At 37.1% G+C, this 22,746-nt stretch carries 19 protein-coding genes; 18 read left to right on the plus strand and 1 reads right to left on the minus strand.

Going from position 1 to position 22,746, the window contains the following annotated elements:
* Window positions 1–240 precede the first annotated feature (240 nt).
* From ACQKIM_RS18125 to ACQKIM_RS18150, 6 genes are all read left to right on the plus strand, one after another.
* Complete coding sequence (locus tag ACQKIM_RS18125; RefSeq protein ID WP_427546431.1) at window positions 241–882, plus strand: FadR/GntR family transcriptional regulator; 642 nt, start codon at window positions 241–243, stop codon at window positions 880–882.
* Between the two features lie 21 nt (window positions 883–903).
* Complete coding sequence (accD, locus tag ACQKIM_RS18130; protein ID WP_427546433.1) at window positions 904–1,761, plus strand: acetyl-CoA carboxylase, carboxyltransferase subunit beta; 858 nt, start codon at window positions 904–906, stop codon at window positions 1,759–1,761.
* Window positions 1,754–2,716, plus strand: coding sequence for an acetyl-CoA carboxylase carboxyltransferase subunit alpha (locus ACQKIM_RS18135; RefSeq protein WP_427546436.1), 963 nt, complete (start codon window positions 1,754–1,756; stop codon window positions 2,714–2,716). The genes accD and ACQKIM_RS18135 overlap by 8 nt, the downstream gene beginning before the upstream one ends.
* Window positions 2,717–3,031: 315 nt before the next feature.
* Window positions 3,032–3,991: a 6-phosphofructokinase gene (pfkA, locus tag ACQKIM_RS18140; protein WP_427546439.1), complete on the plus strand. Its 960-nt coding sequence runs from the start codon at window positions 3,032–3,034 to the stop codon at window positions 3,989–3,991.
* A gap of 28 nt (window positions 3,992–4,019) precedes the next feature.
* Window positions 4,020–5,780, plus strand: a complete 1,761-nt coding sequence (gene pyk, locus ACQKIM_RS18145; protein WP_427546441.1) for a pyruvate kinase — start codon at window positions 4,020–4,022, stop codon at window positions 5,778–5,780.
* A 216-nt stretch (window positions 5,781–5,996) separates the two neighbouring features.
* Window positions 5,997–6,386: an FxsA family protein gene (locus ACQKIM_RS18150; RefSeq protein ID WP_369593500.1), complete on the plus strand. Its 390-nt coding sequence runs from the start codon at window positions 5,997–5,999 to the stop codon at window positions 6,384–6,386.
* On the opposite strand, the gene ACQKIM_RS18155 is transcribed toward ACQKIM_RS18150, so the two are convergent.
* Window positions 6,370–7,335, minus strand: coding sequence for an AI-2E family transporter (locus ACQKIM_RS18155; protein ID WP_427546444.1), 966 nt, complete (start codon window positions 7,333–7,335; stop codon window positions 6,370–6,372). The two genes, ACQKIM_RS18150 and ACQKIM_RS18155, sit on opposite strands and share 17 nt — an antisense overlap.
* Window positions 7,336–7,588: 253 nt before the next feature.
* On the opposite strand from ACQKIM_RS18155, the gene citZ reads away from it, so the two are divergent.
* From citZ to ACQKIM_RS18215, 12 genes are all read left to right on the plus strand, one after another.
* Complete coding sequence (gene citZ, locus ACQKIM_RS18160) at window positions 7,589–8,704, plus strand: citrate synthase (RefSeq protein ID WP_427546447.1); 1,116 nt, start codon at window positions 7,589–7,591, stop codon at window positions 8,702–8,704.
* An 80-nt stretch (window positions 8,705–8,784) separates the two neighbouring features.
* The gene (icd, locus tag ACQKIM_RS18165; RefSeq protein ID WP_427546450.1) at window positions 8,785–10,047 is read left to right on the plus strand and encodes an NADP-dependent isocitrate dehydrogenase; all 1,263 of its coding nucleotides are present in this window, start codon (window positions 8,785–8,787) and stop codon (window positions 10,045–10,047) included.
* Window positions 10,048–10,343: 296 nt separating this feature from the next.
* A complete protein-coding gene (mdh, locus tag ACQKIM_RS18170; protein WP_427546453.1) occupies window positions 10,344–11,282 on the plus strand; it encodes a malate dehydrogenase in 939 nt (312 codons plus the stop codon).
* Window positions 11,283–11,513: 231 nt separating this feature from the next.
* Window positions 11,514–11,954, plus strand: coding sequence for a MaoC/PaaZ C-terminal domain-containing protein (locus ACQKIM_RS18175; protein ID WP_427546455.1), 441 nt, complete (start codon window positions 11,514–11,516; stop codon window positions 11,952–11,954).
* A 53-nt stretch (window positions 11,955–12,007) separates the two neighbouring features.
* Window positions 12,008–12,724, plus strand: a complete 717-nt coding sequence (locus tag ACQKIM_RS18180) for a response regulator transcription factor (protein WP_427546458.1) — start codon at window positions 12,008–12,010, stop codon at window positions 12,722–12,724.
* Window positions 12,721–14,256, plus strand: a complete 1,536-nt coding sequence (gene pnpS, locus ACQKIM_RS18185; protein ID WP_427546461.1) for a two-component system histidine kinase PnpS — start codon at window positions 12,721–12,723, stop codon at window positions 14,254–14,256. The genes ACQKIM_RS18180 and pnpS overlap by 4 nt, the downstream gene beginning before the upstream one ends.
* A 375-nt stretch (window positions 14,257–14,631) precedes the next feature.
* Window positions 14,632–15,000, plus strand: a complete 369-nt coding sequence (locus ACQKIM_RS18190; RefSeq protein ID WP_427546463.1) for a CidA/LrgA family holin-like protein — start codon at window positions 14,632–14,634, stop codon at window positions 14,998–15,000.
* Window positions 14,997–15,710, plus strand: coding sequence for an LrgB family protein (locus ACQKIM_RS18195; RefSeq protein WP_427546465.1), 714 nt, complete (start codon window positions 14,997–14,999; stop codon window positions 15,708–15,710). Before ACQKIM_RS18190 ends, ACQKIM_RS18195 begins: the two co-directional genes overlap by 4 nt.
* Before the next feature lie 225 nt (window positions 15,711–15,935).
* Window positions 15,936–16,913: an FtsH protease activity modulator HflK gene (gene hflK / locus ACQKIM_RS18200; RefSeq protein ID WP_427546468.1), complete on the plus strand. Its 978-nt coding sequence runs from the start codon at window positions 15,936–15,938 to the stop codon at window positions 16,911–16,913.
* The gene (gene hflC, locus ACQKIM_RS18205; RefSeq protein WP_427546471.1) at window positions 16,913–17,923 is read left to right on the plus strand and encodes a protease modulator HflC; all 1,011 of its coding nucleotides are present in this window, start codon (window positions 16,913–16,915) and stop codon (window positions 17,921–17,923) included. The genes hflK and hflC overlap by 1 nt, the downstream gene beginning before the upstream one ends.
* Window positions 17,924–18,458: 535 nt before the next feature.
* Window positions 18,459–18,872 carry a DNA polymerase I gene (locus ACQKIM_RS18210; protein WP_427546474.1) on the plus strand — a complete coding sequence of 138 codons (414 nt, stop codon included), beginning with the start codon at window positions 18,459–18,461 and terminating at the stop codon, window positions 18,870–18,872.
* A 958-nt stretch (window positions 18,873–19,830) separates the two neighbouring features.
* Window positions 19,831–22,728, plus strand: a complete 2,898-nt coding sequence (locus tag ACQKIM_RS18215; protein ID WP_427546477.1) for an S-layer homology domain-containing protein — start codon at window positions 19,831–19,833, stop codon at window positions 22,726–22,728.
* Window positions 22,729–22,746: the final 18 nt, after the last annotated feature.

A 22,746-nucleotide genomic window follows, 5' to 3' on the forward strand; every position in this document is an offset into this window, starting at 1 on the left:
GGCTCATCGGACGCCCCCAGGAAAGCACTCAGTCGGAACGGAGATCAACCCCTCGTTTTGAAAAAGGACTATACTTTTTAATTTGTCACCTTGATTTCATTGACATAATAGTATTTCAACAACATGAGAAACTGCATAAATTTTTATGCAGTTTTTTCTTTACTTTTCATCAGTTATTTTGTAAGCTAGAAACAACGTTAAAAGTGGTCTGACCACTTTTTGATAAGGGGAGTTAGTCGTATGGATAAAAAAACCGAACAAAAGAAAGTGTTTTTAGAAATCGTCCAACAATTACGTCAACTCATTAAAATAGAAAAAATACAAGCTGGTGAGAAGCTACCTTCCGAACGAGTTCTGTCAGAGCGTCTAGGTGTCGGGCGATCCTCTGTAAGAGAGGCATTGCGAAGTTTAGAATTGCTCGGACTGATTGAAACAAGACATGGCGGTGGTACTTTTCTAGCGTCCACACATAAACATCAGCTTGTAGAAATACTGTCGATGTTTATATTAGAAGATGAAAAATCAAAAAAGGATGTCGAATTAACGCGACAAATTCATGAAAAGGAAGCTATCCGCGTAATAAGTTGTACAGAGATTCTTCGCACACTACCTGTGTGGGACAGTTTTTTTGTGAAACTAGAAATTGAAGGTACAGTTAATTGTCGAGATATTTTAAGAGAGCTAATAATAACGGCAGGAAATCGACTTTCTTTAAAAATCTGGTTTCAATTAGCAGCTTATGATGGTGACCGTTTAAATCGAAACTCAACAGAAGAGGAAAAATTAATCATTCAAACGATGTTGAAATCGATGCAGCTAGGCTATGAAAAAGAAGCATTAAAAGCTTACGAACAGTGGATGAATACTGAACAAAGCATTTAGACAACAAAGGGGGAGTCAAACATGGCAATACGTAGCTTATTTAGCGGTAATAAAAAAAAGAAAGAGAACGGACAAGAAAAGGCATTTCCAGAAGGACTGATGACAAAATGTCCTGAATGCCGCCATATTCAATTAACGAAGGAATTAGAGAAAAATCATAAAGTATGCACAAAATGCAGCCATCACTTCAAAATGACTGCACAGGAGCGTGTAAATTATTTCTTAGATGAAGGCTCATTTTTTTCTATGGATGATCATTTACAAACAAATAATCCCCTTAATTTCCCAGCGTATGTGGAGAAAATTTCTGTAGATCAACAAAAAACAGGCTTAAATGAGGCTGTATTGACAGGAGTAGGTACATTAGACGGAGAAGAAATTGTCGTAGCAATTATGGATTCTCATTTCCGAATGGGCTCCATGGGCTCAGTAGTTGGAGAAAAAATTACACGTGCTGTTGAAAAGGCTACTGAATTACGTGTACCGTTTATTATTTTTACAGCTAGCGGTGGGGCACGTATGCAGGAAGGCGTTCTATCATTAATGCAGATGGCAAAAACGAGTGTGGCATTAAAACGACATAGTGACCAAGGTTTATTGTTTATTTCGATATTGACGCACCCAACAACAGGTGGTGTTTCGGCAAGCTTTGCCTCTGTTGGGGATATTAATATAGCAGAACCTCAAGCATTAATTGGCTTTGCTGGACGTCGTGTTATTGAAGAAACAGTTAGAGAGAAATTGCCGAATGATTTCCAAACAGCAGAATTTTTACTTGACCATGGTCAACTTGATGCTATCTTCCCTCGTAAAGATTTGCGAGATCAAGTAGCAGTACTTGTAAAAATGCATACGAAAGGCGGCGTACAGCATGTCTAAAAATTTAGCTTTTGAAGAACCAGTAATACAGTTACGAGAAAAAATAGATGAATTAAAATCAATAGCTGCTGAAGCAGATGTAGATATGACAGGTGAAATTGAAAAGCTTGAAATTCGTCTGACTCAGCTAGAGCAATCCATATATGCCAATATGAAGCCATGGGATCGTGTGCAGGTAGCTAGACATCCAGAAAGACCAACGACATTACAATATATAGAAGCAATGTGTGAGAATTTTATAGAATTACATGGGGATCGGACATTTGGTGACGATGCCGCCATTCTTGGGGGAATTGGATTTTTTGAAGGACAGCCGGTAACAATTATTGGACATCAACGTGGAAAATCTACGAAAGAAAATATTCGTCGTAATTTCGGTATGCCACACCCAGAAGGTTATCGAAAAGCATTGCGATTAATGAAACAGGCTGAAAAATTTAAACGCCCAATTATATGCTTTATCGATACAAAAGGTGCATATCCAGGTAAGGCAGCAGAGGAACGTGGCCAAAGTGAAGCAATTGCTAGAAATCTGATTGAGATGGCAGGCTTAAAAGTACCAGTGATCAGTATTGTTATTGGTGAAGGTGGTAGCGGTGGTGCACTTGCATTAGGAGTAGCTAATCGTGTCTTTATGTTAGAGAACTCAACGTATTCTGTTATTTCTCCTGAGGGAGCAGCATCCATCTTATGGCGTGATGGAAGTCTTGCGAAACAAGCTGCAGAGGCAATGCGTATAACAGCGCCTGATTTAAAGGAGCTAGGTGTCATTGATGGCATCATCCCAGAAATTACAGGTGGTGCACATCGCAATGTAGCGAAGCAGGCTCTTTATATAAAAGAATGTATAAGTGATACACTGAAAGCATTGAATTCTTTAAATGGCGAAGAATTAGTTGAAGATCGTTACGAGAAATTTAAACAAATCGGTCAGTATACAGAAACAGAACTATAAATACTGATAAGAAAATATTTCTTGATTTGAGTTTTAGATCAAAATTTTTAGTTGAAAATCTGCTCGTAAAGGGATTATTTTCGTCTTTTAGTTGAAGAAAAGCTTTTATGATATAAGAAGATAGTAGCGCAAAAATAACGCCAGACTTCTTGAAAAAATGTTAGATTTCGGATGTTTTTGAATGGAAAGAGTGTGTGAAAGCGCATTCTTTTCATTTTTTATGTAAAAGTTATGTTTTTATAGTCTTAGAACCCTTACATAGTTTGTTTTTTCATGTTAATGTGAATAATAATAGTAACTGCAGGAGGTTCGACAATGAAAAAAATTGCCGTATTAACAAGTGGTGGAGATGCGCCAGGAATGAATGCAGCTATTCGTGCAGTCGTTCGTAAGGCAGCCTTTCATGGAATCGATGTTGTTGGGATTAAGCATGGCTATGAAGGCTTAGTAAAAGGTTACATGGAAAATCTTGATCTAGGTTCAGTAGGTGGCATAATTCAACGAGGTGGTACACAGTTAAATTCAGCGAGATGTCCTGAATTTAAAGAAGAAACAGTCCAACAGCGTGGTATTGACAACTTGCGGGCAGCAGGAATTGAAGGATTAGTTGTTATTGGTGGTGATGGTTCCTACAGAGGTGCTATGGATTTAGTGAAGAAAGGCTTCCCTGTTGTTGGTGTCCCAGGAACAATTGATAATGATGTACCAGGCACAGAATACACAATAGGATTTGATACGGCACTAAATACAGTTGTAGAATCCATTGATAAAATTCGCGATACAGCGACCTCTCATGAAAACTCCTTTATTGTAGAGGTAATGGGAAGAGACGCTGGAGATATTACTTTATGGGCAGGTCTTGCAGCAGGTGCTGAAACTGTTTTAATTCCAGAAGAAGATTATAATTTAGATGACATTGTGGCACGCTTAGATCGAGGAGCAGCACGTGGCAAAAAGCATAGCATTATTATAGTTGCTGAGGGTGTCATGTCTGGCAGTGATTTGGCAAAATTGTTAAAGGAAAAAACGGGGAAAGAGACGCGTGTTTCTGTTCTTGGCCATATTCAGCGAGGTGGTTCTCCTACTGCACGTGATCGTGTTTTGGCAAGTCAATTCGGTGCTCATGCAGTTGAATTACTAATGGAAGGAAAGTCTGGCAGAGCGGTAGGAATTCGCAATCATCAAGTAATTGACTATGATATGCCTGAAGCTTTCGAAAAAAATCATGAAGCAGATGTAAGTTTATATACATTAATGAAAGAACTGTCAATATAATTTGGCATAAAAACGGAGTGGGCAGAAAATGAGAAAAACTAAAATCGTATGTACAATCGGTCCGGCAAGTGAGTCGCCAGAAACCTTAGAAAAATTGATTGAAGCAGGTATGAATGTTGCCCGCTTAAATTTTTCACATGGTTCGCATGAGGAGCATGAGGTACGCATTAATTTAATTCGTGAAGTTGCACAGAAATTAGGGAAGCCAGTTGGGATATTACTTGACACTAAAGGCCCTGAAATTCGTACACATAATATGAAAAACGGAGAGCTGCATTTAACAGCAGGTCAAGTAATTGATATTTCAATGACTGAGGTTGAAGGGACAGAGACTAGCTTCTCTGTCACATATGAACGCTTGATTGAGGATGTGGAACAAAACTCCATTATTTTGTTAGATGATGGTCTCATTCAGCTACGTGTCTTAGCAACAGATATGGAGAAAGGTCTTATCCATACAATTGTTGAAAATGCGGGTGTTTTAAAAAATAAAAAAGGTGTGAATGTACCTGGTGTTTCTGTTCAGCTTCCTGGAATCACAGAGAAGGACGCACAGGATATTTTATTCGGCATCAAGCAAGATGTAGATTTTATTGCAGCTTCGTTCGTGCGTCGTGCAAAAGATGTGCTAGAAATTCGAGAGCTGCTTGAACAAAATGGCGGAAGTCATATTCAAATCATCCCGAAAATCGAGAACCAAGAGGGTGTTGACAATATTGATGAAATCATCTTAGTGTCAGATGGATTAATGGTAGCTCGTGGTGATCTAGGCGTTGAAATTCCAGCTGAAGAAGTACCATTAGTACAAAAGAAATTAATTTTAAAATGTAATCAAGTAGGGAAACCAGTAATTACTGCTACACAAATGCTAGATTCAATGCAGCGTAACCCGCGTCCAACACGAGCAGAGGCAAGTGATGTAGCGAATGCTATTATTGATGGTACTGATGCAATTATGTTATCTGGTGAAACAGCAGCAGGTCTATATCCAGTGGAATCTGTACAAACAATGAATAAAATCGCACAGCATACAGAAAACTCTTTAGACTATAAGGCAATAGTCTCTATGCGTAGTCGAGAAAAAGAGGCAAATATGACAGAGGCTATATCTCAGGCTGTAGCGTATACGTCAATTAATTTAGGGGTAAAGGCAGTTTTAGCACCGACTGAAAGTGGTAATACAGCTAGAATGATTGCAAAATATCGCCCAGGTGTACCAGTTATTGCTGTAACGGGATCCTCAAATACAGCTCATACATTAACACTTGTTTGGGGAGTATATCCAGTTGTTTGTCAACGTGTGACAACTACAGACGAAATTTTAGAGCTTGCTGTTGATGAAAGCTTAAAGCATGGATATGTAACACATGGTGATGCAGTTGTTATTACTGCAGGTGTACCAGTTGGTGAAGCAGGTACAACTAACTTAATGAAAGTTCACATTATTGGAGATTTACTAGCTCGCGGTCAAGGAATTGGAAAAGCTTCAGTAGTAGGAAAAACGGTTGTTGCAAAAAATGCAGCAGAGGCACTAGCCTATGATACAGATGGTTGTATTATAGTAACGGTTGGGTCGGATCGTGATATGATGCCAGCGCTTGAAAATTGTCTTGGTTTGATTACCGAGGAAGGTGGACTTACAAGCCATGCAGCAGTAGTAGGTCTGAGCCTAGGTATCCCTGTTATTGTCGGAGTAAAAGAAGCAACAACTTTGATTCGTCATGGTCAAGAAATCACAATGGATGCAGAAACGGGCGTTATTTATAAAGGACATGCCAGCGTTCTTTAAGAAAGATAAAGAAGCTCTAGTGCAAACGACTGTACTAGAGCTTTATTCTAAACATAACGAAACACTTTTCATACATAAACATTCTTCATTCGCATCATGCTTGAATATAAATAGATTCATCTCTCTACATGGTGTTTCATTTGTTTTTTTAATGAAACAAAATGGGCTATAATAACGTATAAGAGGTATAGCTTTTTAGATAGAAGGGAGAAAAATATGAGAAAAGTTTTTCTTGGTTTCATTGTCTATGCATTAGCCGAATTGGCGTTATTAATAGTAATTGGTCAAAATATTGGTGTTTTCAATACATTATTGCTCATTGTTGCAACAAGTATTATAGGTATTTATGTAGTTAAAAATAAAGGTATGAATTCTGTGCAAAATGTTAAAAATACGATAGCACGAGGAGAGGCTCCAGGTCCTGCCTTAATTGATACTGTGTTAACATTCAGTGGTGGTGTATTATTAGCTTTGCCAGGATTTTTAACGGATTTGATTGGTTTGTTACTACTCATGCCTTTTTCCCGTAAAATGTTCCAACCAATCTTTTATTATTGGATGCGTAAAAAAATGAAAAAAGGTAACTTTATTATCGTTCAAAAATAGCATTTTCCTTTAACTTAACTGCCAAAAATAAAAAAATTGGGCTCAGTAAAATACCATAAAAACCAAATAATAAAATGGAGGCAGCACTGATGAAAAAGGTGTGGAAGGTACGTAATTGAAGCGTATTTGACCAAAGCATGGATTCAGCAAGCTGCCTTGTTAATTGAACGAATAAATATAATACTAAAATTGCGACACATAAAAAGGTATTGCCTGTGAAGTAAAAATAAATGCTCATGGGTACAAGAAATACACCAATGCCAAAGAATGGAAGCACATCTGCGAAGGCTACTATAAAAGCTTTAATGATAGCTTGTTCAAAGTTAAGCAGCACAAATCCTGCACATAGTATGAGCAATGTGATTGTGAAAAGCTGAAATTCCACAAATAGAAAGTAATGAAACAACTGCATTACTTTAGAAAAATGTGACTGCCACTCATTGCGATATTTTTTTGGCGCATATTGAAAAAACCAATAACGGGATTTCCGAGTTTCCAATAGGGCGAAATAGTATGCAACAAGGAATATAAATACTTCAATGACATGCTTCATAATTAATTGAAAAATATTCGCTATATAAACTAAAATCGAATCAAAAATAGACAACGATTTTTCCTTTAAAACTTGGATAAATATGGATTCATATTCATCGAAAAGTGGGAAATTTTGTAGTGTATCTCGGATTTCAGGAAAGATATGAATTACGCTATTGATAGATATAATAGCGAGAAAAAAGATACAAGAAAGTATCAAAATTTCCACGATAATTGCTGCAAGCCAATAAGCGATCCTACAATAAGTATGAAGAAATTTTATGATAGGATAAGTTGAAAAAGATAAAAAAATTGCAAGTGAAACGGGTAATACGAACCAAAGTATTACCAAATAGAATATAAAAAATAAAATACTTGTAGTTCTTTCGTATGAAAAATGTTTAATATTCCTCATTTTTACAAATTCACCCCATTTCAAAAGTTAAATTAATGTCAAAATATACAAAAATACCTCTTTAGAGCATATATATAATCGCTCGGGCGCCTTTTTCTTTATTTGGCGGATTTTCATTCACAAAGCTGTCAAAAATGATTATAATAGCAATGTAAGCGATTTACTTAATGGTTCATATGAGCAAAAAACGTAAATGTGACATACAAAATACATTTACAACCAAAAAAATAAGTATGAGGGAGCGATAATTATTATGTCAGCAACTAAAGGTTTGGAAGGTATCGTAGCAGCGGAATCTAAAATCAGTTCAATTATCGATGACACACTTACATATGTTGGTTACAACATTGATGATTTAGCAGAGAACGCGTCGTTTGAAGAAGTAGTTTATTTATTATGGCACACTCGTTTACCAAAAGAGGACGAGCTAGCTGAATTAAAACAACAATTAGCAGACAACATGACAATTCCGCAAGCAATTGTAGAGCAATTCAAAACATACCCACTTTCAACTGTACATCCAATGGCTGCACTACGTACTGCAGTATCTTTACTTGGTGTATTCGATGAAGAGGCAGATGTTATGGATCCAGAAGCTAACTACCGCAAAGCTATCCGTTTACAAGCTAAAATTGCTACAGTAGTTACTGCATTTTCACGTGTTCGTAAAGGTTTGGAGCCAGTTGCGCCAAAACCAGAATTAGGATATGCAGCAAACTTCTTATACATGCTTAAAGGTGAAGAACCAGCAGCAATCGAAGTTGAAGCATTCGACAAAGCATTAGTATTACATGCTGACCATGAATTAAATGCATCTACATTCACAGCACGTGTATGTGTAGCTACATTATCAGATGTTTATTCTGGTGTAACAGCAGCTATCGGTGCATTAAAAGGGCCACTTCATGGTGGTGCAAATGAGCAAGTTATGAAAATGTTAACTGAAATTGGCTCACTTGAAAAAGTTGAATCTTACATTCAAAATAAATTAGACAACAAAGAAAAAATCATGGGCTTCGGTCACCGCGTATACCGCAAAGGCGACCCACGTGCACCACACTTACGTGTAATGTCACAAAAATTAACTGAACTAACTGGTAAACCAGAGCTATATGAAATGTCAGTTAAAATCCATGACATGATCGTAGAACAAAAGAAACTACCTGCAAACGTAGACTTCTTCTCTGCGTCAGTGTATGATTCTTTAGGTATTGATCATGACCTATTCACACCAATTTTCGCAGTATCGCGTACTTCTGGTTGGGTAGCTCATATTTTAGAGCAATATGCTAACAACCGCCTAATCCGTCCACGTGCAGAGTATGTTGGACCAGGCATGCAAAAATATGTTCCAATCAGCGAGCGCTAATTTGGAAAATATGCTAGAATATTTGGGACTGTGTTACTGATAACACAGTCCTATGATTATGAATTTAGGAGGCAACAGCAATGTCAAACAAAATTGTAGTTGAAAATGGCGTACTTAATGTACCAAACAATCCAGTGATTCCTTTCATCGAAGGTGATGGAATTGGTCCAGATATTTGGGCTGCAGCATCTCGTGTAATCGACGCAGCAGTAGAAAAAGCTTACAACGGTGAAAAGAAAATCGAATGGTTAGAAGTTTTAGCTGGTGAAAAAGCATTCAACCAAACTGGTGAATGGTTACCACAAGAAACTTTAGACAAAATTAACGAATACTTAATCGCAATTAAAGGTCCTCTTACTACGCCAATCGGTGGTGGTATCCGCTCTCTAAACGTAGCATTACGTCAACAGCTTGACCTATATGTGTGCTTACGTCCAGTACGTCACTTTGACGGAGTACCTTCTCCAGTTAAACGCCCAGAAGACGTTGATATGGTTATCTTCCGCGAAAACACAGAAGACATCTACGCTGGTATCGAATTCGAATCTGGTTCTGAACAAGCTCAAAAAATCATCAACTTCTTACAATCTGAATTTGGTGTAAAACAAATTCGTTTCCCAGAAACTTCAGGTATCGGTGTGAAGCCAGTATCTAAAGAAGGTACTGAGCGTTTAGTGCGTTCTGCTATCGAATATGCAATTAAACATAACCGTCCGTCTGTGACATTAGTTCATAAAGGAAACATCATGAAATTCACTGAAGGTGGTTTCAAAAAATGGGGTTATGAATTAGCTGAAACTGAATTTGCTGATCAAACATTCACATGGAACCAATATGACGCTATCAAAGCTGAACAAGGTGAAGAAGCAGCAAACAAAGCTCAAGCTGACGCTTTAGCTTCTGGTAAAATCTTAGTAAAAGATTCTATCGCTGATATCTTCTTACAACAAATTTTAACTCGTCCAAAAGAGTTTGATGTAGTTGCTACAATGAACTTAAATGGTGACTATATTTCTGATGCATTAGCTGCACAAGTTGGTGGTATCGGTATCGCTCCAGGTGCGAACATTAACTACGTAACTGGTCACGCGATCTTCGAAGCTACTCACGGTACAGCTCCAAAATATGCTGGCTTAGATAAAGTAAACCCATCTTCAGTATTACTTTCAGGTGTATTAATGCTTGAACACTTAGGATGGCAAGAAGCAGCTGACATGATCAATACATCTGTAGAGAAAACAATTTCTTCTAAAGTTGTAACTTACGACTTCGCTCGTTTAATGGACGGCGCTACAGAAGTGAAATGTTCTGAGTTCGCAGATGAGTTAATCAAGAACCTATAATTTCTATTGTAATATAGAAATTATAGGTAAAGCGGATGCTTTATTCTGTCGATATAATTAGGGTAAAATGTATTTAGTTTAACTTCTTTCAGCAAAACTGAAAGAAGTTAAAGTCTCTGGCAGCTGTCACGAAATCGGAAAGGATTTCTTTGTGCAAGCACAAAGCCGATTCCGGACGCAATTATGCCGAGGCATAATTGATTAAAGCATTATGATGAACTTGATTAATCGAGGGAGGAGATATATTCTCCTCCCTTTTTTAAATATATAACCTAATTTTAAAGGAGCGTATTCAAATGTCTCTGAAACGTAAAAAAATCTCAGTAATTGGTAGTGGTTTTACAGGTGCTACAGCAGCATTTTTAGCAGCTCAGAAAGAACTTGGCGACGTCGTTTTAGTAGATATCCCACAGGCAGAAAACCCAACAAAAGGTAAAGCACTAGATATGTGGGAAGCTGCACCAGTGCAAGGTTATGATTCATATGTGAAGGGTACTTCTAACTATGCAGATATAGCAGATTCTGATGTAGTCCTTATCACTGCTGGTGTTGCTCGAAAACCAGGGATGAGTCGTGACGATCTTGTTCAAATTAATCAAGGTGTAATGAAAGCTGTTTCTAAAGAAATTGCTGCTCACTCACCAAATGCAACGATTATCGTGCTCACAAACCCAGTAGATGCTATGACTTACACAGTTTACAAAGAAACTGGTTTCCCAAAAAATCGTGTTATTGGTCAATCTGGCGTACTTGATACAGCTCGCTTCTGTGCGTTTGTTGCTGAGGAGCTTAATATCTCAGTGAAAGACATTACTGGCTTTGTTTTAGGTGGTCACGGTGATACAATGGTACCACTTACTCGCTATTCATTTGCAGGCGGAATTCCATTAGAAACATTAATACCTGCTGATCGTCTTGAAGAGATTGTTAATCGTACTCGTAATGGTGGTGCAGAAATCGTTAATTTGCTTGGTAATGGCTCAGCATATTATGCTCCAGCAGCGGCACTTGTTGAAATGGCAGAAGCAATTATTAAGGATCAGAAACGTATTTTACCATCTATTGCATACTTAGAAGGTGAATATGGCTACAATGATTTGTATTTAGGTGTTCCAACTTTACTTGGTGCGAATGGCATCGAAAAAATCTTTGAGCTAGACTTAACAGACAAAGAAAAAGCAGCTTTAGATAACTCGGCAGAAGCAGTCCGCAATGTTATGAAAATTTTAGCTTAATAAAAAGCTTATGAAATCGAGTGGGAATCATTCCTACTCGATTTTTTTGTTTAGTAATAGTTCTATATTAAGCATAAATCTCAGATAACTTGTTAAACCATATTTCTTCAATTGATCTGTACTAATGCATCGTATGCATATCAGGAAAATGGTTATTCTGCTTTTCGTTGTACTTTTAGAATAAAATTGATACTATGAAGGTAGTATGATAGAAAAGGGGTTGGCGTATCTTTGCTTCAAAAAAACAGTAAGCTTGGTCTCACAATAGATGAAATTACAGTTGGCGAGAAGATTCATATTACTGAAAAGATAGAGGATAAGGATTTACTGCTTTATTTAGGCCTTACGAATGATAGTAATCCGCTTTATATTCAACATGATTATGCTGCGATGACACCTTTTCAAAAGCCAATCGTACCAACGATTATGTTAAATGGTATCATTACGTCAGCTGTGTCGAAGTACATTCCTGGACCAGGTGCACGAATTATTGAGCAGCATTTAAAATATTTAGGACCTCTCTATCATTATGAATTATTTGATACGCTTTTAGAGGTAACAGAAATAAATAAGTTCCAAAATATAATTACTGTATCTGTTCATTCCTATAATGAGCAAAAACAGCTTGTGATTGAAGGAACCTTATTGGTGACACCACCACTTGCACTATAGACGTCTTGAGATTTGAAATGGGGGTTTCAAATCACTAACGGAGGCATTATTACATGACAAAAACAATTTTAGTTGTAGAAGATGAATTTTCTATTGCGACACTATTGAAATATAATTTAGAACAGGCAGGTTATGTTGTAGAAACAGCTGCAGATGGTCAAGAAGGATTGGATAAAGCAATTGACTTACAGCCAGATTTAATTCTCTTGGACTTAATGCTTCCAAGGCTTGATGGTATGGAGGTATGTAAACAAATACGTCAACAACGTATGAATACACCTATAATTATGTTAACTGCAAAGGATGATGAATTCGATAAGGTTCTTGGTCTGGAGCTGGGAGCAGATGATTATATGACAAAGCCTTTTAGCCCGCGTGAGGTATTGGCACGAGTGAAGGCTGTGTTAAGACGTTTCACACAAAATGTTGTATTAGACGATAAAGATGAGCCTCAAGAGAAAATGTTTGAGTTCGGACAATTGCGTGTCTTTCCTGAGCGTTTTGAAGTATTTTTACAGGATGAAGCATTGGAATTCACACCAAAGGAATTTGAGCTATTGATTTATTTGCTTGAAAATAAAAATCGTGTTTTAACACGGGATCAGCTATTAAGTGCTGTATGGAAATATGATTTTGCTGGTGATACACGAATTGTGGATGTACACATCAGTCACCTTCGAGATAAAATTGAGGAAAATAGCCGAAAACCAATGTTTATCAAAACAATTCGCGGTCTTGGCTATAAATTTGAGGAGCCGAAGACAACATGAAATCAATGAGCAACCGCTTATTCTTGACATTCATGCTTTTACTCGGAACAATACTAGCTGTCCTAATGATTGTAATAGGTCAGCTTTTTCCCGTTTATATAGAGCAGTATAATGAACAGGCGAGCCTGCAGATGCAAGAATCAATCAATCAAGTATTGGATGAACGAAAGATTGAACTCTCTAAGGAAGATAGAGATGCCTTAAATACAGTCCAAAATGCAGAGGAACAGCGTTTAATTTTACCGAGTATTCACGCTCGATTATATGTGGTGCTCGTTATTCTTTTTACTATTGCACTAATTTTGATTGCAATTGTCAGTCGTCATATGATTCGAAATTTCACCGCACCAATCGATAATGTAACCGAAACAGCGCTGGAGCTGGCTAAAGGGAATTACCGTGCGCGTGCCCATGAGAACGAGCAGGAACGTATGATGCCATTAAGTCATTCTATTAATATTTTAGCGCGTAATTTACAGGACATTACAACGATACGTGAAGTAGAAGAGGAGCGGCTAAAAACGTTAATTGAAAACATGGGAAGCTCGCTTATGATGATTGGACGTGAAGGCAATATATCGATCGTGAATCGTGTATTCTTAGAGCGTTTTGGAATGCAAATTGACGATGTTCAGGGGAAGGTCTTTCGTACAATAGGCTTACCTAAATCACTTGAGCAATTTATCGACCATGTCTTTTTAACAGAAATGCCTTATCGACAGCAAATTAAAATGGAAGTACAACAGGAGCTATACAATAAGGAAGTGTATGGTGCTCCTGTTATTGGCGATCATGGTCGCTGGCTTGGTGTTGTTATTGTCATGCATGATATTACAGAGCTTGTCCGTTTAGAGCAAATTCGAAAGGACTTTGTGGCAAACGTCTCCCATGAACTGCGTACACCAATTACATCGATTAAAGGATTTTCAGAAACTTTATTGGATGGCGCCTATAAGGATGAAAAGATGTTAATATCCTTTTTAGAGATTATTTATAAAGAAAGTAATCGTCTACAAATGCTGATTCAGGATTTATTGGAATTATCGAAAATCGAACAGCATGGTTTTACCGTGAATATTATGTCGATGGGCTTGCAGGACGTACTTATTCGAGGTGCGGAATTAACAGGGCCTCGTTTAGATGAAAAAAATATGAGCTTCCATGTGGATATAGAACGCGATGTTGAAGTGATGGGAGATGCCAATCGTATCATCCAAATCGTAACGAATTTAATTACCAATGCGATTACGTATTCTCCAGAAAATACAACTGTAACAATTCGTTTAAAGGAAAATGCAAAGTATGGGATAATTGAAATAGAGGATCAAGGAATTGGAATCGAAAAACACGAAATTGCTCGTGTTTTTGAACGATTTTATCGTGTGGATCGTGCCCGAAGTCGAAACTCTGGAGGGACAGGCTTAGGACTTGCTATTGTGAAGCATTTAGTAGAAGCACATCATGGACGTATTCAGGTAGAAAGTGAAGTTGGGGTTGGAACTAAAATGATTGTCATGATTCCGAAGAATTAACAATCTCTTTACAAAGGCAACATGTAACATTCACAAAGGGAGCTTATACTTATTTAGTAGAAACCCCCTATATAATCGACAAGTCTGTAAATAAAATATGTATCATTCATTACATTTTGATGGCGCTGCTTTGCACTCGCCAAGATAGAATCTATTGCCAAATTTTTTTGGTGATAGATTCTTTTCTGTTTTACACTGGACGAAAATAGGTGTAAAGTATAGTAGCATAAAGTTTAACTTACAATTTCAATGTTTAGTTGAACTAAATAAATGGGCTTTTATGGACAGTGAAATGAATACAGCTATTAAAAGATAAAGTATGATTCTCACTGTGTTTTCCTTAGAAGCTGGACAAAAATTGAGAGAAGGATGACCATGAAAATCGTCAAAAGTATCGTGCAAATCGGCTATCTTTATATACTATTATTTGTTGGAAATAGTATTGCACGCCTACTTCACTTGCCGATTCCTGGGAGTATAATTGGACTAGTTTTATTGTTTTTACTTTTGCAGTTTCATATCATTAAGCTTGAATGGATTGAGCTAGGAGCAGGATTATTGCTAGGTGAGCTATTGTTATTTTTCATTCCATCTGCAATTGGTGTAATCGATTATGAGGCTCTATTCGGTGTACAGGGTGTGAAGGTTGTGCTAGTGATTGTCGTGAGTGCTATTGTTGTCATGTTTACAACAGGCTTTACAGCACAGTTGCTAGAGCAACGAAAGAAGGGTGATGCTGCATGAGTTTTTTCATTGCTATAGTAAGCTTAGCAGGGACCGTTGCCATTTTTTACGTGTGTAAAATGTTTTATGTTAAATATAAAAAGGAGTGGCTAACGCCTATGCTAGTCACACCAATAATAATAATTTTACTATTATTATTAACAGGTACTTCCTATCAATCCTATAATGCAGGAGCTAATATTTTATCCAATTTATTAGGACCAGCTACAGTTGCATTTGCTGTTCCAATTTATAAAAATTTTAATTTATTAAAAAAACATGCTTTTGAAATCTTTCTTAGTATTGCTGTTGGTTCAGCCGTCGCTATTATCTCCTCATTTATGATGGCTTTAGTTGTTGGCTTAAATGATGAGCTTGTTCATAGCCTAGTACCACGCTCGGTTACTACACCAATTGCGATGGATATTTCTAATATGATAGGTGGCTCTCCTACCCTGACAGCCGTTTTTGTGATGACAACGGGAATATTAGGGAGTCTGCTTGCTCCGTTAGTTATAAAAGTGTGTCGCTTTCACAGACCTTCATCTAGAGGTTTAATGTTAGGAATGGGAGCGCATGGTACAGGTACCTCCAAAGCCTTTGAATTTGGTGAGCTCGAGGGTACCTTTGCCAGCCTTGCAATGATTGTAGCAGCCTTAATTAGCATCGTACTTTCCACAACATTGTTCCCAGCATTTGAACATCTAGTTGTTAATATCCTGTTGCCTTAAATGGTAACAGGATTTTTTATTTAATGTGGTATATGCTGGAAAATGAACTAGTCAAAGGAAATTGGCAGGGTAGGCCAGAAACACTTGGAGATTCTCACCTCCATATTGATGTAATGGGGTATATGTCAAACTGCCTACAATAAAATATTAGTTTATTAAAATATTTTGAAACCTTTTAAAAAGTGTTCCGTATACAATAGTACTAAGCATAAGGGAGGAACAGACATGAGTGTGAAAAGGACACTAATGATGGTGGTACTTGGAATTTTCGGCATTGTTGCACTTATTGCTGTATTTACATCTTGGTACACAGTAGATGAATCAGAACAAGCAGTTGTTATAACATTCGGTCGTGCCGATGATACAGTAACAGAACCAGGTTTACATTTTAAATTACCTTGGCCTGTTCAATCAGTTGAGGTTTTATCAAAAGAAACATTTAGTTTACAGTTTGGCTATAAGCAAAATAAAAAAGGGGAATTGGAAGCTTATGATGCTGAAACGAAAATGATAACTGGAGACGAACATATTGTCTTAACAGATCTTGTCGTTCAATGGAAAATTACAGAACCGAACAAATTTCTATTTAATGCTCAGGACCCAGAAGAGATTTTACATAGCGCTACGTCGAGTGCAATTCGATCAATTATCGGAAGCTCCAAAATCGATGCTGCGTTAACAGAGGGAAAAGCGGACATAGAAGCAAACACAAGAACATTACTTGTTTCGCTTATTGAAAAATATGATATTGGAATAAGTATTTTGGGTGTTAAATTACAGGATGTAGAATTACCAAATGCTGATGTACGTGCAGCTTTTACAGCTGTTACAGATGCACGTGAAATGAAAAATACTAAAATAAATCAAGCAGAAAAATATGAAAATCAACGTACAAATGAGGCAGAAGGGGAAAAAGACGCCATTATTTCGAAGGCACAAGGTGAAAAAACAGCCCGTATCGAGCAGGCACAAGGGGATGTAGCTGTTTTTAATAAAATGTATGAGCAGTATAAAGGAAATCAGCAAATTACACGTGAGCGTTTAATCTTAGAAACACTTGAGAATGTGTTACCGAAAGCACAAATTTACATGATGAATGATGATGGCAGCACAATGAAATACTTACCTCTTCAGGCACTGCAGCCCGTAGAACAAAAGCAAGAGCAGAAACAAGAAGAGAAAAAAGAAGGGAGCGGTAACTAATGGATCAAAAAAATAAGGATCTTGAAAAATTCCTAAATTTTTTATCAGGCAAATCCAAAAATACTACTCCAAAAGAAGGAAATTCAGAGGATAATGTAATCAAGATGTCAAAAAAGGGTCCGATGAATCCAAAGAAATATATTTCCCTTGTTGTAACCTTAACAGCTGTTTTTGCCATTGCTATAATATTATTTGCAAATATTTATATTGTAAAAGAATCTGAGTATGCTGTAGTTCGGCAGTTTGGGGAAGTAGTGAAATTTGAACGTGAGCCAGGTCTTAAAATGAAGGTTCCATTTATTCAAAGTGTAACGAGATTACCAAAAAACCAAATGACTTATGAAATATCGGAAGAGGAAATTAATACAAAGGATAAAAAGAGAATTATTATTGATAATTATGCAGTATGGCGTATTACAGATCCAAAGTTATTAATTTCAAATGCAGGTACGATTGAAAAAGTAGAATCTCGTATGGAAGAGTTTATCTATTCTGTTATTCGCTCTGAACTTGGGCGAATAGAATATACACAAATCATTAATGATGAAAACTCTTCTCGTGGGAGTATTAATGACCAAGTTACTGAACGTGTGAATGAATTGCTTGCACAAGATAAATATGGCATAGAGGTTGTAGATGTTCGAATCCGTCGTATTGATTTGCCAAAAGAAAATGAGCAAGCTGTATTTACAAATATGATTTCGGATCGTGAATCAATCGCTCAAAAGTATCTATCAGAAGGTGATGCAGAGAAGCGTCGTATTGAAGCTCAAACAGATAGGAAAGTGCAAGAAATGCTGGCAACAGCTAAAAAAGATGCTGCATTAATTCAAGCAGAGGGAGAAGCGGAGGCAGCGAAAATCTATAATAAGTCATTTTCACAAGATCCTGAATTCTACTCACTTTATCGTACATTAGAATCCTATAAGAAAACTGTTGGTGAAGATACGGTTATTATTTTGCCATCCAACTCACCGTATGCAAAAATATTATCTGGCTATATCAAATGATTTTGTAATCCTTGCAGGGATTAAAATAAGAAGTCGCCTACCATTTTGGTGTGGCGACTTTTCTGTTTTTGATAATGTGTAAACTTATAAATTTTTATCCTCATTCAGCAGATGACTCCCACCTCTACAGGAAGTTAGATGAATGCGGTATTGGTTCCTATTCAGTGGGTGTCCAAACATCTACTAAATAGAGGAACTCAGTCTAAGAACGCCACGTCCTGTGGCAATTTATCTGTGCGAAAGCGAAGCGACAGCAACACACGACTGAGTGACCAACATCATGTTGCTGTCGCTGCGTTAGCACTACGCTTTCGCACAAAAAACATCTGTTGGCCTAAAGTCCTCGGCGGATGTCACAAATTTTCAAAAGAATGAATTGTGCGGGCACAATTCAAAATCCGAACGCAATTACGCCAAGGCGAAATTGATTAATATTAATTTGTAAATTAATAGAAATTTATAAATTTATATATCGTAGATTACTATTATCTGATAGAATAATGATGTTTAGAATGAAAAAATGGGGGTAATAGCTGTGAAATTACAAATTAGCACTTGGCTACAAAATTTAGGCATAGCCTGTAGTATTGCATCGTTGTTTACACTTTTCTTCCGTCTATCAGATTTTGAATGGATAACGAAAAGTGTTTATCATATACCAGTATTTTTTGTCACTTTGTTTTTATTAAGTCTAATTATCGCTGAGGATCTCCGAAAAGTATGTAAAAGAATATTTTGGTATGACAAAAGAAAGGTCAAGCGTCCTATTTGGCAAGTTGGTATTGGTTTTATTTTCTTTTTATCACAAATTAGCACAGTGATGGTATTTAGTAAGGAGCTGACACAGCCACAATTGGGTGGGATGCCCTTATTTTTAGTGTTTGCTTTTATGAATGCGTTTATCTTAACGATTATATATGAAGAAATTTTTTATCGTACATCAAATTAATGGCATAAATCAATGAACTTTCATTCAAAAGAATCTCACTTTTGAATGAAAGTTTTTTTAATGTGAGCGAAGGACTGACCAACTACAGCTTGAGGTCATGGTTGTATGGACACAGCGCTTTCTGATTAATCATAGCTAAATCGAATTGTATTATCTATTTGCTAGAGTACTCATTTTAAATATTAATACTGAAATCATTAACATTCATCAGTATTGTCTTTATTTTCTCTATAGTACATTTAGGAAGTAAGGTGATTTTTTTGTAATTCATCCTCCCTGTGCAACCAGAGCTAAAGAGGGGAAATTTTTGGATTTCGAATAGCAACATAGGGAACTGAAAACAGTTGTGGGCTATTAGCGTTCATTTTAAGAAAATTTATATTTTTTAACCTAATTTTAACCTTTATTATGTATGATGATTAGGATTTTCCAATTGTATATAACAATAAAAAATTTGGGAGGTATTGATGGAGAGGGTAGTTTTTTAGTAGTGCATTAACAACAGTGGGAAATGTTAAGTGGTACAGGGCAATCCTCTGCAAACATAAATCTTCAAGGCATGGATCTTAAATCGGTGTTACAGGCAGTTCAAACACAGCGAGTGCAGATATTAGCGGATCAGCTTAAATCTCAATTAAATAAGGTTCGACAAAGAAATTAACAAATCGCTGAGTTTAATGCACAGCCTGTAGAACTAAATAAGGAAAAAGCCGCTTTATCTAAAGAAGATTAGAATATCATGCAGAGCTTGATAAACAAATCATCAACCTAAAAAATCAAATGGATGGCCAGAGTAACTCGCAGCAAATAGAGATGCTGCGTCTACAAAGCATGAGTAATAAACGTGATGAGGATTTTTATTCAATAATGAATTTTATAAAAAAATGCAGGACAGTCACTCATCTTTTATTAATAGTATGCGTTATGAGGTCATGGCTTTCTTGCTAGGAGGAAAATGATGAAAAAAAACAGGTTATTTATAGTAGCGGCAGCTACTGCGGTGGGAGTAAGTACTATAATAACAGGCACAAGCACTACAGTAGAGGCAGCAACGACCAATTTTTCAGATGTACAAGAGACAAATAGTCATTATGCAGCCATTATGGATTTAGCACAGCGTAATATTATTCATGGTTTCCAAGATGGTACATTTAAGCCAAATGAGTCTGTCACGTTTAAGCAAACGGCAAAAATCATTGCAGGTATACTCAATTTAGATGCGAGTGATGAACAAGAATGGGTAGCATTGCAAGCAGCAGGTCTTATTGATAGCACAGTAAACCCAAATGATCCTATTACTCGCAATGACATGGCAAAGGTCATTGCGAAGTCATTAGGGCTTACCGCATCTGGTAGTGTGTCAATACCCTTTACAGATGTGACTGCAGAACATCAGCAGGCAGTGACAGCATTATTTGAATATGGGATTACAAAAGGAACATCGGTTACTACTTTTAGTGGAGATAAATTTGTGACAAGAGGACAGCTTGCTTCCTTCATTGTAAGAGCTGAGCAGATCTTAAAGCGAGCATCGACAACAGGGGCAACCGTTACAGTGGAGCGCATTCACAACAATCAGGTAACAATTGAAGGGCGAGAATGGCCGATTGGCAAGAATGCACAGACTATTTTAAATGATAAAAATGCTGCTGCTTTAGCAAATGCACAACTAGATGTTATTGTGGTGAATGGTGAAATTGCTGAGGTGTTAGCGATTGACTTAAACGTATCTGGAAGACAAGGTGCAAATGTTGTCTTAGATGGTGGTAATAGCTCTGTAGGCAATATCGTAGTTCATGCAGATTTTGTTGAGCTGAAAAATATGACCGTCACAGGGGATATTCGTGTCTTAGGGCGAACAACTTCTATAGCACTGAATCAGCTAAAGGTAAAAGGAGAGCTACTACTAGAAGAAGCTGAAGCATCAAGAACGGCATCACTTACTAAATTAGCCGTTATTAATGAAAATGCTATTTCTGTAGAAATGACTAGAAGTGAATTTGTAGCTCTAATTGTAAAAGGAAGGGCATTTATTAATTCAGATTCACCGTTACCAGTCGTAACTCATCTAGGAAATGATTTACAGATTATTGCACCTAGTGTGAGCCTACTTAATTGGGAGTCTCCACCTGAAGGTTCACAATTAAGTGGAACAGCGAATATTGGAACGGTCATCATTGGTGCTGAGTATGATTTTAGGTTACAACAAATGCAACAGCAACTCGAAGCCAGTCAAGCCAGTTTACGAGAACAGCAACAACTGCAGGAGCAGGCGAAAAAAGCAATATTGACTAGAATTAGTGATTTAACCACTCAAACAGTAGGTTTGCAACAGCAAATTAATGATTTAACAAAGGTAAAAAGAACACCAGTACAAGATAATCAATTAACGCTATTAAGACAAAAATTACAACAAATAGAAAATGAGCTACTTTCTCTAAGAGTACAATCAAACCAGCCGCAACCTAGCAATAACCCAGCAGGGATACCCAATTTGCCAGGATTTATCCCTTCAGTCGAACAAACAAAACAAATGGAAGAAAGAATACGACAGATACAAGAAGCGTCAAGAAAGCTGCAACAACAAAATGAAGACTATAAAAATCTAATTCAGACTGCTTTACAAATTAATGGAACATTAAACATTGGGAATATCATTGTACCATCACCTGCTGTTTCAACCTTCACTCTAGGTCCAAATGTACGCATTAATAATGTGATGACAGATATTTCTAGAGAAGCGCTACTTGCAATGTTTGCAAATGTTCGTCAAGGGCAAATTAAAACATTAACATCTGCTAAGGGGCAACAAACGCCTTTTAGCTCAACGCCCTCGGAAGCAACAGATAGTGGTTCAAATAGTAACAGTGGTAGTAGCTCTGGTGGTAATAACACAGGTGGAGGAAATACAACAACTCCTGTAGATATGACAACCCTTAAGAAGATGATTAGTAATGCCAAGGAACGACATGCAGCATTGCAAAATGGAGATCAGGCTATATCTGAAAATGGCTACGAAATTCCACAGGCACAGCAATGGATACCTAAAAAAGCAACAGATGCGCTGCAAGTAGCAATTACTGAAGCTGAAGCAATGGTAACTAAAGCAGCGCAAGGACCTATGGTTTACCAGAGAGTTGCTTCTTTAACAAATACGAATATTTTACTTGCCAATACACAAACAGATATTAATCGTATGGCAGAAAAATTAGAGAAGTTGATGAATGTACAACCAATCAGTGGGTTGAAGGAGAAAGCAACGATCCAACGTCTATTAAATAGCAAAGAGATTACGAGTATCCCAGACATTGAGGAACTGACTGTAGGTAGGGTATATGAAGCGATAGAACAAATGTTAAGGGACGAATTCGAACTAGAACAAGAACCTTTAACTATTGAGGAGCAGGAATTGATTATCGCAATGTTAAGGGAGTTTAAACTCAATATTCAAATCATTGACAATCAAGTAACAATTCCATTAAATGAAACTATTCCATATACAGATCCTGTGACAGGGCAAACATCAGAGCTTGTGCCAGCAATATCAGCACAATTGACAATTGTTCAACCACTACCGCTTGTTATTAATGAAGTCTCTTATGTAGATGCTGAGAATATAAGGCTAACATTCACTTCAAATATTGAGATACCGGAAGGGGAGCAATTTATATTTATGATAAATGATTCATTAACCCCACTTTATGGAACGGTAAGTAGCAGTACAGATAATAGTGTAGTCATTCGAATTGATGGTCCTGTCCCATTATTTGCAACCTTTGTGCACATTGAACGTGAAAGTAAACCTGAATATAATCTTTTGAAAGAACCATTTACAATGGAGAACACAAACGTTTAATAGTAGTAAATAAAGTCA

Origin of the sequence: Lysinibacillus sp. NPDC047702 (assembly GCF_050272555.1) — a bacterium.
GTDB lineage: Bacteria > Bacillota > Bacilli > Bacillales_A > Planococcaceae > Lysinibacillus.